This window comes from Legionella qingyii, assembly GCF_003184185.1.
In genome coordinates, this window is record NZ_QHJG01000004.1 from 88,526 (window position 1) to 107,157 (window position 18,632).

Genomic DNA, 18,632 nt, shown 5'->3' on the forward strand with positions numbered 1-18,632 from the left:
CCTTCTCACTACTATGAATTACGTACTAACTTGTAGAAATATTGATCCATCGCGACCATGGGTCGCGATGTATACTAATGTTTTAGTCACGACTAACTTAATGACAAAGTCACGATAGTTATCTATGGGGACTACGAAATCATCTAAAAGCTAAGAGTAGCTCTCTACCTAAGCGAAAAACAACGCTAAATTGGAAGTAATAGAGAAAAAGTTTAAATCTTTCGAGTCGGTGTAACGATTAAGAGTACCGTATTTAGGGAAGAAAAAAGAGAAGAAGTAGTTAAAAGAGTAACTCCTTACGTTAAACAACAACGTAGCTAAGCCGGACGGGATGATAAACAACTACATTAACGAGTTCAACCGGTCGATTATATAAGACGAAAAAAACTTATAGTCTTGCTTTGCGTAACAAATTTAAAGAGCATCCAGAAAATCAATTCAGGACTTTAAGGACCGCGGTTAGAAGGTATAAAAGCCCCCATTTATGCATCGAACTGTATATCCTTCATTTTAATGGGGTATTTAAAAACCCGAAGCAAGGGAGTTGCTAGGCGAGGACGTTCAGGGATTTTAGCTAAAAATTGTGATATAGAACTTAAACAAGTTAAAGAAGACGGAGATTTAATCCTTTTAGTTTACAAAACTCGTTGAGAGCCAGTTCTTTTACGAACGCTTGACTAAGACCTTTACTTAGATTTAATAGTCCATGAACTAGCCGCTAATTAAGAAAATTTGGGTCTTAAAGTAATTGGACTAGGACTTTAACAAGTCCTTTAAAACTGTGTAAGCGGAAGGAAAAAAGAAGGTTAAATTCATCTCCATGAAGAAGAGGATAGTTAACTAGATTTCATAAATAGACAAGATACCGAACGGAATCCGAAAGAAGATCTCGTCTAGAAACCAAATAATTTAGGACCCACGCACTTAATATCACGTATTTTACAACGTTATTCCCTACTCTCGGTCACGGAAGTTAGTGATTTAGTTTTATTAACGATTTCGGTAATAACGGGAGGAACTCGACTTGGAGAAACTGAAATTTAGGCAAATCAGGTAATTCAAAAAGGAACTCTAAAAGTCGGAATCTAGAGTCTATAAATGAACATAATTTATTGAGAAATACAAGAACCGAGTTACTAAGTGTTTATGCAGCGTGGAGAGGAGCATCAGCTCGATGTCCAGGAACATTAAATCTTAAAAAAGCACGTTCAAGAAGGTAAAATAAGCTCTCTTGTAGCATGTAAAGTACTTTTCGTATTTGTCTCAACGAGAGCCAAACATAATGTAAATTACATATGAATTAGCGTAAGGTAAGAGACAAAAAGACATTTGGATAAAGGCAGAGAAGGTATCATACCTAGCGTCTTAGGTCAAAAGAAAAGCAATGACGTGTTTCTCTAAGAAGAAATGTTAGTACCTATTTTAGTCGTAGGTCAAATAAAAATAAACTTGGTTATCGGCAATTAGGTAGTTCACATCGGTTTCAAAGAAATTAATTCCATGCGCATAAGAACACAGGGTTTCTCTTATAGGTATTTGGAAGGTCAACGCGAAGTACGAGACGGTTATGAGCTATATTTGAGGATTATCGTGAAACAACACGTCTTTCAAATAGTCGAGGAAAATCAAACAGCCGGAGAGGATTATGTACGTGTCGTAAGTTATACAGAGATCGGCGTAGTCATTGTCGACAAGCAAGCTCGTTTATTGGATTCGGTGCTACAAGAACAAATCGGGTCCTATCCGACCAAAGGTTAAGTAGATGTTCGAGACATTAATGAGATAGTTTTATTTGACGAAAATTAAGAAAATCTAGCGAACAAAGATGTTCCGGATGAAGAAATATATGGGCGTTGTTGAGAACTTAATGTCCAACGTACCGTATAAAAAGTCATATAGCTAGAAGCCCGTTTAGAAATAACCGTATTAGTTCATTTTTTAGTTACTCTAATAGATTTAAACAACGTCGGTATTGAACAACTTGGTTATACCTAGCGTGTTAAAAGAAATTTACTCCTAATAAAAGATATTACGTCGATTACAGGAAACGATTATTAAAATGAACCGAAAATCGTTTTCGAAGTGCTATCGAAAGATGTAGCGGCAGTCGTTTAGCATCGTAGCGAGGCAAATGAAGATTAGGCCTAAGTTGTATAGCTGCGCAAAAAAAGAAGAGTCGTTCGACAAGAAAGAACGAACATGCGCGTCGGTTGACTAATTTAAAATTAACGAGTAAATTTCTATGAAGTAGGTCTATTACTGTTGCATTGCGTAATTGACTTGGAAGAAGATACTTTAGGAGTTGAAAAAGAAATTCGTCGCGGGCCACAACTAGGGTTTGACTCGGATGTCGTTAAAGTATTCGCCAATAACGAAATAAGTTACGCTATCAAACTTTGAAGAATAAAAGTCATGCCGCATATATTCCTAATCCTACAAGAAAAACACCGCGTAATATAAGTTCCGTAAGCAGGGTTACAAGTGAGTTTCTTGCTGAGTTTAGGAGAGAAACATAATTGTTGCGACGTAGGTCACATAAGGTAAGACTAAAACCTATTTGTTCTACATTGTTAAGAAAGGTGAGAACCTTAACAAGGTCTTGTTGAACAACATATAACCTATGAAAAACGTACATTACTGCGTATTGTCGTCGAAGAAGTAAAACAACTGAAACGTCAAGACGGTTTCTTCGTTCATAAAAGAAGACAAATGAAACCCAGACTATCTTGGGCCTAACATTTTGCTTACGAGGAACTCAAAGTATCTATCGTTGCATGAATCGTCCGGATGGAAGGAACGGTTGTGTCGAACAATGAGCGGCGCGTCGGGCCCGTAGGTTTATTCAAACTTAGCGATTTTTAGGGAAGCCTACAACACAGCGTTTTAGTCGCAAAACACGTTCACGACATCATCATTAGCAATAACATAAAACGAATGGTCTGACTAACAATTAGGTAAAAAAAGCAAGACGGTGTCTAAGTCACGGACATTTACGTCAATATAACGAAAATGCCTTGACACAAAAATCAAATAGACGTTCTTCGAAATGGAGCAATTGTAGAAAGCGTTTATCCTGTTATCCAACAGGACGAACACGAACTAATTACCGAAGAAAATGTCGCGCATGTATTCGACAAACTAAACGATAGTGAGCACATCGGTCAAACTGTGTAGATAAAAAAACTACTCTACCATAAAATGTGCGCTATAGGTATGGCTTGAACAATGTAACAAGCTGATAAGAGAGAAAAGCTGGATTTCACAAGCTCTACGATTATTACGCAGGGACAAAAAATATCACTAGTTAGTTCAGGAACCAACTATGTCTTAGTTATGTTGCGTAAAGTCCGAGTTATTGCTTAAGGGTTAGTCCCATAAAGAAAACGTCGGCTCGTACGTCTTTAACTACGCAGTATTTTCAATTTAGTAGAACTCTTCGAAAAACTAAATTCCCTTATCGTTGTACAGCACGGCAAAATCTTCCACCTTATTATTTTAGAAGGGGGAGTTGTTTTGCGACACGAAGTTATCGTCGTAACTAGGTATTTAATTTAAAAAATAGTCCATTACTCAAATTGCTGCGAAATACGGCTGATCATCCACGTACAGACAGCTCCTTAAGAGAATTGACCTAATATAGAACTAGGAGCGAGGTCGGAAATAGCTCTTAAAATTTAACAAAGACTAATTATTTAAGTAATTAATTTCCTATTTGGGTACATATTCTTATTAGAAGAAGTAAGGGGAGCGAGAATTCTCGTTCTAATTTATATCAGAAAAGTAGATTAAGTCTCTTTAGTCTTGGTTTTTCTTAATTTACTGAGCGATGTCCTACTGGTAGGAATATTGTGCTGTACAGAAGTAAAAGCTGATGTCGGGCTCGTGCTATACTTCGGTCTAGTGGATATCATCTCATTAAATAGGGTGGTTGGACTATGCAAGGAAACCCTCTTGAGTGGAGTTGTGCTGGCTTTCGCTATGGATTTCTTCGTTTTTTTAGAAACAGTAAAAATATTAAGACTTGGTAGTTCGGAGCCAACTGCCGTGTGCGTAGTTATCAGGGAGGTAGGCGAAGTTGGGTGACGTAATGTCTTTCATTACGTAATCGTTGTGTTAACGGGAGAAGTCATAGATCAAGGTAGTCGTATAACAAAACGACCAAAAAATTACGGTAATTTTACCGTTATTCGACGCCCCATAGTTGTTTATAAGGTCATCTGGCTTTCATGACAAGTGCATTGTGTCGTTCGTTAGAGTTGACTCGAAAATCAAAGAGTACTCGGAGATTTACGCCACAAGAATAATGTCGTTAGTCACATAGACTATTAAGTGCATTGAGACACGCTGACTGAAAACAGTTTAGGACCATACGAAATTAAACTATGCAACAACTCAATAAAGGATGTTGGTTTCAATTTCCAAACAGAGAAGGATAGCGTAACTACATCTATTAAACAACGCGATTTAGTACAACGAGGACAGATGAATTGCGCCAAGGAAGATGTTATAAAGATTATAGTCGTTATTGAGCGCGTTGAAATCTCCATAGTTTAACGAGTAGTTCTTGAACGAGACATAGAAAATTTTATTTTGGTTTAGGTAAAAAAACACCACGTGCAGGACTAAATCCTAGGGACAGTTTAAGTAGTCGTATTCGAGAATCTAGAAATTGTAGAGGTAAATTGTGTAACTATTTGCCAAGGTAGAGTCCTATTCCACCTATTAGTTTATTAACACGTTCTAGGCCATCTGAGTCACCTAGTTTAAGTTCTGGACGAACTTGTAGGTTGTTCGCTACTTATAAACGTAGTCAACGTACGAGTGGTTCGTGTTAATTATAAAAACGGGTTAATAAATTTAGTTTTAGGCGACATAAAAGATTAGATGTCTGATTCAATATTATTGCTAAATTGAGTAGAAATAGCGTAAAACATGTACGAAAGTAATTATTTCATTCGTTGCCGTGGTCACTTAGATGAAGATGAAAGCGGACTTATTGGCTATCCCAAAATAATTGGTGTAACTATTAATTAAAGAGTAGTTGTAAGCTTGGACGAAAAAAATAAGGTAACTAATCTCGTAGTTTGTTTAGAAGTCTTACGACCAGTAGGTGCAGACGATTACTAAAGTTAAGGTAGTCCAAAAAATTACCCTTATTCCTAAGGACTCAATTTAATACTGACTTACTTGTTGCGTTGTCCTAAAGTATACGAAGAAGGGGTTCCTAAAGAGCCATAAAACAATCTATTTATTGGAGCGAGTTTCGTTAAAAATCGACGGGACAACTCACTACACCACAAAGAAAATCATAGAACGTATTTTAACGATTCCCTCTACGTTGACGTCTTCAAAAAGGAAGCGAATTATGTAGGTCATTTAAGGAATAGACCCGATGACATAGTCTTAAAAAAGGTTTATGACACCTGAATTAATGTAGACAATTATTACTTTATCTTGCCTCTTTGAGTTACAACAAAACCAAAAATTATGCTTAATTACTTGACTAATTAGGTAAGTTACGTGAATTAACAACGAGGTTAAAGTTATCCCGAAGTAGCTATCCATCTCGCCACAGATCAAGGAATTAAACGAAATTATCTTTTGCCAGTTTTAGAAACAAACTACAAACATTACGTAACTATCGCCGGGAATTTAATCTAAACGTTCGCCGTAGATAAGACCCAGAATCATGACGTGACTTCCTAAAGACCCATTTTTTAAGTGATGGGTTTTGCGCTAGGTAAACAAAAGAGAGAAGACCTTTAGGTCTATTTCGGGTTTTTTTGGTGGATGACAAATTGTTTAAGAAACGAAGAACAAGAAGGAGCCGGTTTTGGAGCTTTCGAGAAACTCGTAGTTGCCCCGCAACGGAGTTTACGGTGTAATGTTGAACTACTCTTCAATAGGTCCTGAGGTTTATAGGACAATCAAAAAGACCGTTTGGAAGTTTAAGTCAAACCTCAACGGTTAGGAGTATATAGACAAGATAGTTCGATTTTTCCAATTAATGACCGAGCAATTGACGTAGAAAAGGATAAAAATAGAGTCCGTTAAGTCATGCTTGTTAACGTTTTTGTAGTCGTGAAACTGCAAGCCAGTGACTCAATTGCTAAAAATAGTCGACGAGTTCCCTTCCGTTTGCTTTTCTTCGAAGATATAATTACAGTCACTCTTAACGTTTATTGACGGGAGATGCGAGTCGGACGTATAGCACGTCTAGAAAACGGTTATAAAAATAAAAACGAAGTTTGAGTGATAGAAGAAGCGGTAGAACACAGTAAAGGCCATGAAGTAGTGAATTATTTCTCTTCTCATACTGTTTGACTCCGTTACTCAGTCCAACTAGCACTTTTTCGAGTCTATTTTTATATAAATTAAATCTTCCCCATCAATTTACGACTTCGTCTCGTCTTTTTCTTTTAAAAACCTAACCCCGTAATACTCGGACAAGATATGAGTTTGCGGCAAGTATTAATAACTGTTGTCTACTCCGACGCAGTGGTATAAGGAAGTATTCGAAGTTTCGTTCCTGTGAACGAAGTATTTTTAGTACGGCACGAACAAGACTATAATTCAGAAGTCAAAAATTGCACTCACTATTCTATAGTTACTCGGATAAGTTGAGTAGTCGCCGTCCGTAACTGAGGGTTGACATTAAGAGATCAAGGGGATTTTTTTGTCCTTCATGGTAACTATTAACTGGTGAGTATAGGAGTAATTTCACTAACCGATAACGGCATTTAAACAGTTCGTTTGAAAATTTCGATCATATTCCCAGATAACAAAATCATGTGCGGGCGACGGGGCATCAGTAGTTACGTCGCTATGATTCATTATTATGAAATAAGACTTGTGAGTCTAAAACTAACAATGATTAAAGGACAAGTTAGAAAACTATTTGTAGGTCTGATTTACGGGTGAGGACGTGTGGTTATTTTGCTATTTTTGTTCAATGTTAGAGGAGTATACCCGCCAGGTTTGCCGAATTGGTCCGTGAATGTAGGAAGCCGTAACGTCCCCAACTTATTAGTTCCTGTAGAAGTAGCTATAACCTAGAATTTAAGTAAACGGAACTATGGTCGAATATTAACAATAATGCTGACCGTACCATCCGAGGTAATTCTAGATTGGGTAGATTTGTTCATTCAACGAGGAGTCCTAGTGACGACAATAAATACTACTTGTCATTCGCTAGATTACACCCAAAGTATCTCGGATATAAAAGATTTCATGTCCTTTTTCCATTGAAGTCCAGAAAAAGGAGGTCGGATAAATCTTTTATTAGTATTCGAAGTTTATTTAGTAATTTAAGTCATGCTCGTGGACAACGAAATACAACTCTTTGATTTAATTGGGTGGTATAAAAAACAAGCGACGAATTAAGTGAGTTGAAAACTTCTAACCGGTTTGGAACCGCACTGTAATTGCGTTCTATCAAAAGTCCAAATAGGTCTTTATTGAGTAATTTCAGAAATTTTTTAAGGAATAGTACATTATGGAAGTCAACAACGTTATTCTCATTTTGTGGTAGTCGAGGTCATACTTAATTGTGAGCTCGGTCTGGAAATATTAATTCTAGTGGATTTCCATAGCGGACCTCATTAGATAAATAGGAGAGGTTAAAACCACGTAATAGAAGACAATGCTGTCTGTTCTTATTTTATTTTCGGCGAACCGCAACAAGGCCGCTCGATAAAAGTGAGGTATTTAAAAATTTGAGAAAGGACATTGCTAGAGACAAAAATCTTGGTAACAAATTCTCTGACTTAACCGCCATTCTTGGTTGTTATAACGCGCGTAAAAGAAGTCGTTCGAGTCCTTAAACGCAGTTTCCTCACGGAACAACGCCCACAACTATACCACCAAGATGTAACAAAAACGCGAAAGCGACTCAACGAAATTAAACAACTACTACGCGAAGTACAAAGCAACCTTAAACTATAACTTCGACATTTGGGTATGACCCTGAAAAATATAAGAGTTGGGTTAAGAAAAATCAAAAAGCATAAGATCGCCGTACTCCTACTTTTTTTTAACGACAGAATCTCTCGAGCCGATGAACAACAACCTTAAGCTTTCTTTTGAAAACAGCAAATAACTAATCTATATGTAATAGTTTCCGATTAACTATGAAGAATCCTCATTAAAGTTTAAACATTGCAGAGCAAGCGAGACCAAAACTTTCTTTTAGTTGGTTAAATAATTTCAGAAGAACCCATTTAACTAGTGTGCAGTTTCCATTTAACTGAAGCGGGTTTTGGCTAAATAGAACAAGCATTCACCAAAGATTTATCCGTCATTTTAAGAGCTATCATAATTTCGATACAAGCGGATGTCACTATGAGTACGTTGGTACAGGGGGTTTATTATCTATGATTCTGTAATAATAGGTATATCACGCGTTTATATAGTGTAAAAATTGGTTATTTTATACTTTCTTCTTCTCAAAGCTAAATGGTTATACCGATTTATTGTAGGTCGTGTCGTAAGTTTTCGACAACGCATATGCGAAGAAATCCTGTAAATTTTTCCCTAAGTGTTGAGGGTTTGAGCTGCGGCTGAGGTAAAAAGTATTGATTCTGAAGTAGTCGCTATATTCTTTGGTGTGGGTATAATACCCATTATTTATTTATTCTTTACGGACAAAGAACAACATTGAGGAAATTATTTAACTCCTAAACACGGACGTGTCTTTGTAGGTTTCGTGACCAACCAAGTAGTGTTTAGTTCTATAGACCAGGACATCGATTTCGAGCTCGTTATGTTTAAGCGACAGAAACGGGTGGTCTTTTAACTACACCCATTGCGACATTCGTTAACGATCCGTTTAATTGGACCAAGTCATCAAGAAAATCGGCACATGAATAATGGCTTACGAAGTAAGGAACCCGTACGTAAGGAAGTCGCTAATAAAGTGAATGGCAGTACGCGCCTAAGTATCTTCTTTTTCCTAGGACCTTTTATTAAACATGAAAAAAAGCCATAAGAGAATTACTCGCGGGAAAATTACGGGCGTGTAGGACAAGAAATATCACATAGAGGGGGGGTGTTTACCCATTATTTGCGTTATTCCGTGCTGACCGGCACCAAAATGGTGTAGGACTAAGTGGGTGATTTCGGTTACAAAAAGGAACGTTATTTGCTTTACTGTCTGGTAGATGACGAAATTTACTTTGAGATACTGCTGACTTATTTGGAAAAAAGACCTATTTCGGTTGCCTATTTAGTAAGTGGCACTCATAACAAAAAAGGAGGCATCAGCGTTGCAGGGTTTGATAAAATAGAAAAACGTTTCCCCCATTGAGAACCCTCAGTCCTATATCTACTGTAGCATGGTTAGCAGGTAAAACAAGAACATTAACGCCGAGTAGGTGGCTTGTTGCAAGTTTACGTATTTACGTTGCTCCTACTTTTGCCGTTGGGCTTCCGTAAAGTAGGTTTCGTCCATGATTAGGTGCTTAATGACTATTTGCGAGGAGTGCAAAACGGTTTCTTCCATATCTGCGGTTGTTAACGACATGTATACCTACAACAAATTGAGCGCTTTTTTTTAGAAGATGTCTCCTAACTCGATGGTGAACAGGACGTATGTAGTGTGTCTGTGCACTACGGTACCGGGAGTGATGAGGATCTAGTACTCATTAGTCCTCATTTGAGTAAACTACCCAAAAAACATGAAAAAAATTATTTCTTTCCTAAACTCGGACCTAACATTGTAGGTTTCGCCAACAACCAAGTAGTCGTTAATTTTATAGTCCAAATGTTCGGTCCCGGTACCGTTATTGTTGGGCGACAAAGACTGGTGGCCTGTTAACTACGCCTATAACTACTTAAAATTAAAGACCAACTCCGTAAAGCTGGAGTATTTCGTTTCTATTATTACGAAGAACGTTAAGAAACCGTCATTTGCTCAATGTAAAATGGTTCCGAAGACAATTGACAAGAGGATAACAGTAATGACCTAATTCACGCCAGTAACCGAGAACTTTTTAGTATCGGTAGAACGCTGGAGAGTTAACGGCGTAGTAAACAAGACCATTTAGGTTTTACAGAACAGGTAGCTGTACCTAATTTGATAGTTATGGTATTTGTGGCCTAAATCCATTGTTCGCGTAATTGCGGTCTCTTCACTCCCTAAACGGCGTTGGACTAAGTGGATTATTTTGGTTCCAAAGTGGTCCTATATTTAATTTCGACTGAAATAGGTTTCGTCTGTGGTAGAATACCGCTACAACTTTACGATGTCTATTAACCACTTAAAGTCGTGACAAAAAAACGTATACAAAAGATAAATCGGACCGGACCAGTTTCGTATTGACGGTAACTCAATTCCTAAAAACAGTAAGGGCGCTTTCGACCTTAGATAAGAAGCTAACCGTGACACGGAATAATCTTTAGCAAGGGTGGAAGTGCCCTTGCTTTCAAAAAGGGAATTGAACTACCGGTCCTCAGTTTCATACGGGGTCCTTTAGTAGAAATGAGTAAAGGGCCTAATTCCGAGCGGGTTAGGTCCGAAGTTATTGTTGTAGGACGAACGTCTTGTCCCCTAGAAATATTATCTAAATGTTTCATTGAAAAGCAGAAAGCAGATGACATAGTATTATATACCATTTTATTTGGATTGAAACTAAACTCTTTTTGGGTACAGTCTTTTGATATGACGGGTTCGATAACTTCAGAATTCACCTGAACTTGGACAAGTTGCTGCGGGACCGTACATATGGCTATGTTGCGCAGGGTTGGTGAACCGAGTTCTTCACTAACTATTGTCACACCTACTCCATGACCGACCGAAACGTTCAGTATAGGCACAGTGCGAAGTACTTCTACCAAGATAACTTCATCTCCTACTACCAGCGCCGTACGGACATCTAAATGTAGGTGTTAATCCGAATTCACCGCAACTTCAGTAATACTGAGCTAATGTACGACCTCCATTTAAAAGACTATTTTTAATGTCGAAAAGTCCACCTAACGTACCTCACCCCCAAAGACATCAGTTACGAGAAAGACTGGCAGAACTACACTGGTAGTTCGCGTTACCTTAACACATGGTTTACAGAAAACGGTTACCGCTATTTAATACGCTTGAGTTACTTTGTCCTGAGTGATTTTTTTCTCTGTGGCCGTGTTAATAGGCGAAAACCGGGTTAGGTTTCATAAAACTATGGTGTGCATAGAGGCATTTTGTAAATTGGGTACACGACTCTCGTTTTCGACATGAGACGTGCCCAAACAGATACTGCAAATAATTATTTCGTTGATTACTCCTTTACGTAACCACGATACTTGTCCCAGAATAACTAATAAATTTAGTTAGTAACGGGCTACCTCTAATAAATGGACTTCTTGGGAAATGTCCACTTAAGTTTTCGCTACTTCGTTGTCAACTAACCCGTAACCAAACCAGATTACCTAGTTCGTCACCAAAATCACTTTCAATACATTTAAATTAAGGTTGTTAAGTTCCGCCATGGGTACAATTACCGAATGCGAGGCCGAATAAACTACGATACCGTCTTAAAACACTCGATTCTTTAAATGATGGATCTCCTTATTTTGAATGTCGTCTACTAGAAACCCTCGGGACAGTCATACATAATAGCCACTTTTACTTTCTTGGTGTTAAACGTCCTGTTTGGTTTCTTGCGAATTCGAGAGCAGTTTAAAGACGAAAACAGTCATTACATCAATTTCTGCGAAAACGTGAAACCGAGTTAGTTGTAGCTTTAGTTCCACTCTGCTAACGAAGAAACCGTTAGCTCGCGCGTGTTTTTGCAAATTCTGTTCGTTTTGTTCATCGTGCGTTTGCTCATTCAGTTCCGGGGCGAGAGGGACCATTTAACCGACTAACGAACGAATGACTAGAGTCAGTCCGGCTTAATAAAAATCATCTTCCACTAAGGCGTCCACCTAGTCGTTTTGTTCGTGCATTATTTCTAAAGGTCCGGTAAAATGGCAACGCGCCTTTTTAAGAATTGAGAACCCTTCACCTAAGCAGTGTTCAGGACCGTAGAGTCCTTTAAGTACTATAGAGGCATCGCTATCCTCATCTAGGACCGAGAAGCCTGGATTCGCCAGAAGCGATACCGTTTAATACGTAAGAGCGTCTACGTCTGAGTCTACCACGTGTATAACGATGAAACTAAACACGAAACAAAAATGCGGTGAAATTCGGAGACCAGGTTCGACCCGTACATAAACAACGATACGGTGGTGAAATAGCTTAACTACGTCCATTTCTACAAATAATACGTGACCTACTACTTCTTTTTTTAGCATAAGAGTTGGTAAACCGTGTTTGTTGAGCTCGATTTGGGTTACAGGTTTCCAAATTTCCAAATCCACTTTACTTAGGGTATGTTGATGCACTTTGCTGATACCTAGGGTTATGGTCCGCTAACCAAGTTGAGTGGTACCTACTACTCCATCCTCGGCTTCGTTAATACCTATACTACGATTTATTTTTTGCCCGTTCGCTATCTTTTCAGACCAATCTCTGGTTCCCTTTGAATCGACTGCAAATTAATATACGCCTAACGAACGGAGGAAAAAATTGCTCCGTCCCGAATTGAGATAAACTACGTCCAAGGTGAAGGAAAGTGAACTTATTACCTTAATTTAATCTTATTAGTAGTCAGGTATTTTTGACAAGCAGCGAACGTAATTTGGCGGTTAACGAGGGAAAGTATTCAACTTTTCGGTCTAGAAGAAAGCTCCAGTTTTTTTGGGTGAGGCTTAATTTGACTGGATTGCGGTTTTATGAAAATATTAAATGTATTTTATATGATTCTTCCGAGTTTCTGGATGGGCGTCGTAATTAGTGACCATTATTAACGTTTACAGCTAATGAATTTACTTAGTTATATGGCGGCAGAAGTCATTAAAAGACAACTATATTTTATTTACGAAGTTCCCAATTATTTACGTGACCTTAACTCAGACTTGATTTGCGTAGATATTGATTATTCAAAACTCTCACTAGGCCATTAACAAGATGCCGATTAGCAGGTAGCGAAAAGTATTATCAGTGTAAACCACTTGTTAGAGCATTCATTCATTTGTTAACCCCTAATGAACGTTCCAGTTACTGGACTATTAGTTAAAGTTAATGAAATTGGAATAGGAGAAACGCTTTAACTGTCTCGTACCATGGTTGGGGATTAGGTTACTAACAATGACTATTTCTCGAGGAAAAAACAACGTAACGTAGTTGATATCCAAATCAGCGAGGTATTATTCTTCAGTCAGGAAATCCAAAAAAGAGAGGTTGTTGAACATTGGGTACGTGACATCTGACCAACTAATTCTGTACCTGAGGAACAAATAGATAATGAAAAAAATGAGGTATTTTTAGCGCATGGACGTAATTTTGACATAGTAGAACACTATTACCACTTTTTTATTTGGGTTTATTTTAGTTATTTCTATTTTAGTTTGATTAAAATGAAAAAACGGTCTATTGATATTATTAATTGCGGTTTTTCCGTGTGTGAACTTTACTCCTTTTTGGTGGTCCGGTTACTTGTGGTTACTACGTCATTACTTTGTTGTTTTGTTAGTCTTGGTGGTGTCCTTGGGTGGTCGGTAAGAAGTAACCGTTAACCCCGTTTCGTTTTTCTGAGTCATTTTAACGATTTCCTATAAGTATTTAGGGTAACTTGGTTACACCCCGGTTTTGAGGTAATTTATGAGGTCGATTATGGGGTGGTTCCCGGTTTGTTTTTATTTTATTGCAGTCGTTAAGCCCGTATCCGGATAGATTTTTATTGACCGCTACTGTTTCATTGCGGTTTTACTTTTTTAAGTTGTTTACTTTATTTTATGAAACGGGTTATAAATGAACGGGGCGTAAATTTTATTTAGGTTGTTAACCTTTTTATTCTTTTTTTTATGATAAAGCACGATAGGTAAATTTACTTTAGTTCCTTAATAACCACTTACGTTCGTGTTTTCACTCATCTATATCTCGGTCCCCATCATGGGTTTTATTTCCTCAACGACGTTATAGGCATCATTATATATCTCAGTGAGGTTCGTAATTTGACGTACCCTGTTTTGAATTTTTTTAGGTTATGTCGTACAAGACGGTTCCGGTCCACCGTTACTGAAGTAAAACAAAAAAGTTACTAACTATTGCTAACCGTATCTCTTATTATTTGTTATCTTGATGTATTTGATGTATCGGATACGAGGTATTTATTTTAACGAGGAACTCGGGATATTTTGCGAGCTAATGGGTCCCTATCTCATTATTTCTATTCTCTGAAGGGTCTAATCTTCGTCGCATATTTTTTATTCCTAGTCGTCGTGGAAAAAGGAATCAAACCGACATTCGTTTAACATCATTTCCCCGACTCCGAGGTTATTGATCATTCCCGTTAGGGTCAAGCTAATTGTTTAATCTATTTTATGGGGTAAGTCCTGAAAGTGATAATTAATTTCCAGCTTTATTTTATCCGTGTCGTTCCTTCGAATTTTTTTACTCTTGCGACACGCAATCAGCGGTACGTTAGCCAAATAGTTTTTTTGGTTCATGATGCCGTATAGGTATTCGTTTGTCATTATAGTGGACTTTTTTCTTGTACGTTTATCAGGTTTGACGGCCACAAGGGGGTATTTGTCCGTTGTTTCTAAAGCGCTGGTACCCAACTTACGATTTATTTTCTTACCGCGAATTCTTATTCGACTATCCCTTATTTTTTGCGTGGTTCGTAGGAACTGAACTTTTGAGGAGAGTATTATCTGTAACATTCCAATGCTTTTGACAATAAGTTGTATAGACAAAATATACTAATAAAAATTGGAAAGTTTTCCTCGTTCTGGTAGGACCTCCCAATTACCGAACGAGGAATAGTTCTAAAAGCATGCTCGAGACACCGTTTAATTAGCTTTGTTCGTCCTCTAAACAAACCAATAGGAATACTATGTCTCCTTTAAGAATTTTAGTGATGTGCTTATCCTTACTAAGCAAAACAAAACTATTACGTTCAGCTCTTCAACGTAAAGTAATATTGATGGGACATCTAGCCCACGTCGCTTTACTTTGGGGCCCCCTGCTAAAAATACAGTAACGAGAATTAAGTAAAGACTCTTTTACTGAGCGGTTAAAAAAATATTAGAAAAAGTGGTTTATATCGACTTGGTTTAAGTATTATAAATTTAAGCTCATTTAATAACGACCCTAGAAAGTTCTTTTTTCTAACTACAAGTTAAGCTCATAAAAATTTAGCACAAAAGTTACCTTAGAGTTTCCTTTACACGAGGAAGAATTGAACAAGATCTTTTCGTAGTATGAGTATAGCGAGTTCTTTTTAATTCGGTTTTACAGAGCCTATCTACGGAAGAACACCTCCTTCTTACCACAGTTAAAATACACGATGATAAACTACTAACGGTTTGAGATTTTAGTTACGTACGAGCCTAAGTGCAGGATTACTTTTTGGGTTGACTACTACTATTTTGACAAAGCGGTTTCGCTCCAGTACGTGACCTTTGCGTTCTACTTTATTTCAAAAGTAGTATTAGGAATATTACCAAATAATATATTTCTTATCATTGTTGTATAATTCGACATCTATATTTTAAATATAATTAATTCTTTATTCACACATTCTTATAAATGAAATAAATTAGGTTAAATTTGTATTTTACGAAAATTTGAGATAAAAACTAATGTATTAAGTGTAACTACATATAAATTTATGGTAACAGTGTTGAATACCTAAAACCTGGATAAACGAAAATAAACGTCATTAAAAGACACTTTGTCCCGAACATCACTGTGGAAAAAATGGACCTCTAAGGAACGAAAAACGACGTCCCTCATATCGTCGGGTTCGTCCTTTGGGTAATTTATATAGCTAAAATAAATAGGACGAAAAGAAACGGAGTCAAAATCCTTTAGTTTAGTTAAAATACTAACCAGCAAACGAGCCCGGTGCATAAAAAAAGTGGCTATCTAGGACCAATGAGTTATTTTTTGTGAATGTTCTTTGAGTACGTAAAATACTTTTTGTACCTCCTTTTTGCTATTAAAAACGTGCAAAAGAAGGATAGTATGCATGAAAACGAGGTAAACAACGCCCATATCCTAGCTACGTGTAAGAAGTAAAAAGCGATATGTTAAACCAATCACGGAATTATACCTAGAAGTCAGACAACTCGAATCCAATAAAAGACCCTAGTTAAGGTAATTATTTTCTTTTAAAGAGCTATCATTAAATGTCGTAATAAAAATAAAGAAATGAGGGTGGATAAGAATGAAATTACTCAGCTTTTGCTTGGTACCTTTTTATCTTCGCATTGGACCTAACTAGGATAGGTCCGATGTTAAAATTACTTACAACTCTAGTTACTTTAATCGGATTAATTATATAACTACGGGAGATACTCCTTAATTATCAAGAAGTTTAAGCCGATTCTCTAACCTTATTAAAAATCTTTGTATAAAATTTAGGTAAAGGGAGAGGTTAAACAAACAATTATTAGGGACGTTATTGTATCAGGACTTACTTACTCCCACTCAGGATGGCAAAAATGGTAGAAAATCTATTAGTTAATTGTAAAGGAACCGAACTTATTCTCGCCATTACCTTCTTTTGAGTGGTAATTAAAATCTTTTGAGAAACAATTCGTCTCTTTTGAGAGGTAATTTGAAGGCTCGAGAAGAGGACGGTCTAAGTGGCACAGATACCTTTTAACTTTTTTCTTAAGGTAGCGACATTCTTGTTATTAGGTGGTGGCGAGATAACTGATACGCCTAATTGGCTAAGTTAAGAAAAACGAGGCGTAAACTTCATTAATTGCGGTTGCTATAAAGAAGTGCAACGGACTTTTCTCTTCCAAATGACCTTTTAAGAACCTCAAATGGGGCGAAAAATAAAACAAAATAAAGTTGTAGGCGAGAATGTCCGAGTCAAAAGAAAACTCATGGACAAAAGCAAAAGACGTTTAGAAGTAGAACTTAACAATTACGATACCGTAGAAAAAGAAGGGATCAAACAAAGAACTGTACTCCAAGACTCAGATATCGAAAATAAAAAAACGACGAATTTGGTTCCCGTCTCGGAGGTCTTCTTAGCGGTCCAACTCGACTTCTAAAAGCACTAAATCGGTAACAATGAAAACATCAGGTTACGTATAATACGACTAATAAATCGCATTAACATACAACTCTTCCGTTCAGGAACATGAGTATAACGACGTGGGGTAAAAGGTCGCATACGTCTAAATGGAGTTTACGTAATCGATTTATTAGGTCAAGATTTACTCAACGGGTATGTTTTAGAACTCACTACGACACATTACGGTCTTAATACCCTCTCAATTTAAACCCAAGCCAGCTATGACATTATCAAAGACCTCGCTGGAGAAGTGGTATTTAATTACTATATTTATTACCGCGATTGTGATTACTAAGTACGAGGCGATGTTAAGAACTTACTAGTTAAAAAAACTCGCGTAAAAATTACAGTTGCCTACTTTGTTTGACCAACTTTGCTCCTAGATTTAGTCATGGTACTATGTAAAGTCGTTTAAAAGATATTCATGATTAACGTTGGTTACGAGATATAAGTAGAAGAAAAAAGCGACTTCACGTACGGGTCGCATTAAGCAGCTAGACATTTAACATTCATTAATTAGAATTACAAGAAACATTATGAAGCTCATTGAACAATAGTCCCAATAGTTTTAGTTTAAATGTTTACCGTAGTATTATTAAGAAATATCTCCCTAGGTTAACCTGGGTAAACAGTTTTCAATAAGGTCAAGGAAGAACGACTTATTATAATTAATTCGGTTAACGCTTCCGTATTATTGGTGTTAATGGAAACCGTCCTAATAGTTATTAAGAAAGAACGTTGAGATATCACCCTAGTAGAAACTTCGACCCTAATCGGCACCTAACAAGGAACGATTAATAATAAAATGAGTATCTGTAACTTAAAAAGAGGGGGCTAAAGGGTAGATATCTTGTGTTCTACAAGTGTATAATACGATGCTCTCTCTAATTGAGCGTTATCTTTCATTGAAGAACCTTTGGTTCATCGATTAGACGTTACTCATTAACGCTATAGTATGGGAAAACTTAGGTCGGGAAATCCATTCTTCGTCGCAAGTATGGATGAAGAAGCCCAACATAGGTAACTGTATCAGGAAGTGTTTCTCGGGGCTTTCTATCAGGAACACTATTCGATAGGTTTCGGGTTCGGAGAAGAACTCTATTCGACATTTTAACTTAGAATATAAGGCCACGCGCGGTATACTGGGTCCGACATCCGAGGCCTGATACAACGTTAAGTCCTTCGAGAGATAGTACTTAATTTCGGACGGTTTCTCCTTAATACAAGGTATTTATTAACTAAGAAACATCACTACCTACTTCGTATTTAACATTTAGACGGGTGCGAAGTCCTCCTTAACGCCGGTATAGGAGTTGGGCATGTTGGACAAGTAGTCGTCGTAGTTTTCGGGTCAAGTAAAAGGTAAGTTTTAGTCGTTCGAGACGATTTATTCCTATAACACTCATTAACACGAATTATTTTAGCCTATTATTTAGTGGTATGGTCGCTTAGCTTGCTATTCTTCTTCCTACCCGCAGTTATATTATTCAACTATCGAACAATTTA

At 37.2% G+C, this 18,632-nt stretch carries 3 protein-coding genes; all 3 read left to right on the forward strand.

Annotated elements, in window-relative coordinates; genetic code table 11:
• Nucleotides 1-1,590 precede the first annotated feature (1,590 nt).
• Nucleotides 1,591-1,758, forward strand: a complete 168-nt coding sequence (locus DGG96_RS20735; protein ID WP_165831572.1) for a hypothetical protein — start codon at nucleotides 1,591-1,593, stop codon at nucleotides 1,756-1,758.
• A gap of 7,348 nt (nucleotides 1,759-9,106) precedes the next feature.
• Nucleotides 9,107-9,304 carry a hypothetical protein gene (locus tag DGG96_RS03525; protein ID WP_110141592.1) on the forward strand — a complete coding sequence of 66 codons (198 nt, stop codon included), beginning with the start codon at nucleotides 9,107-9,109 and terminating at the stop codon, nucleotides 9,302-9,304.
• A 7,565-nt stretch (nucleotides 9,305-16,869) separates the two neighbouring features.
• Nucleotides 16,870-17,103, forward strand: coding sequence for a hypothetical protein (locus tag DGG96_RS20740; RefSeq protein ID WP_110141598.1), 234 nt, complete (start codon nucleotides 16,870-16,872; stop codon nucleotides 17,101-17,103).
• Nucleotides 17,104-18,632: the final 1,529 nt, after the last annotated feature.

Bases quoted from the DNA above. Each gene is read 5' to 3' on its own strand.
- DGG96_RS20740 (WP_110141598.1), top strand. From the start codon at position 16,870: ATGGGGCGAAAAATAAAACAAAATAAAGTTGTAGGCGAGAATGTCCGA.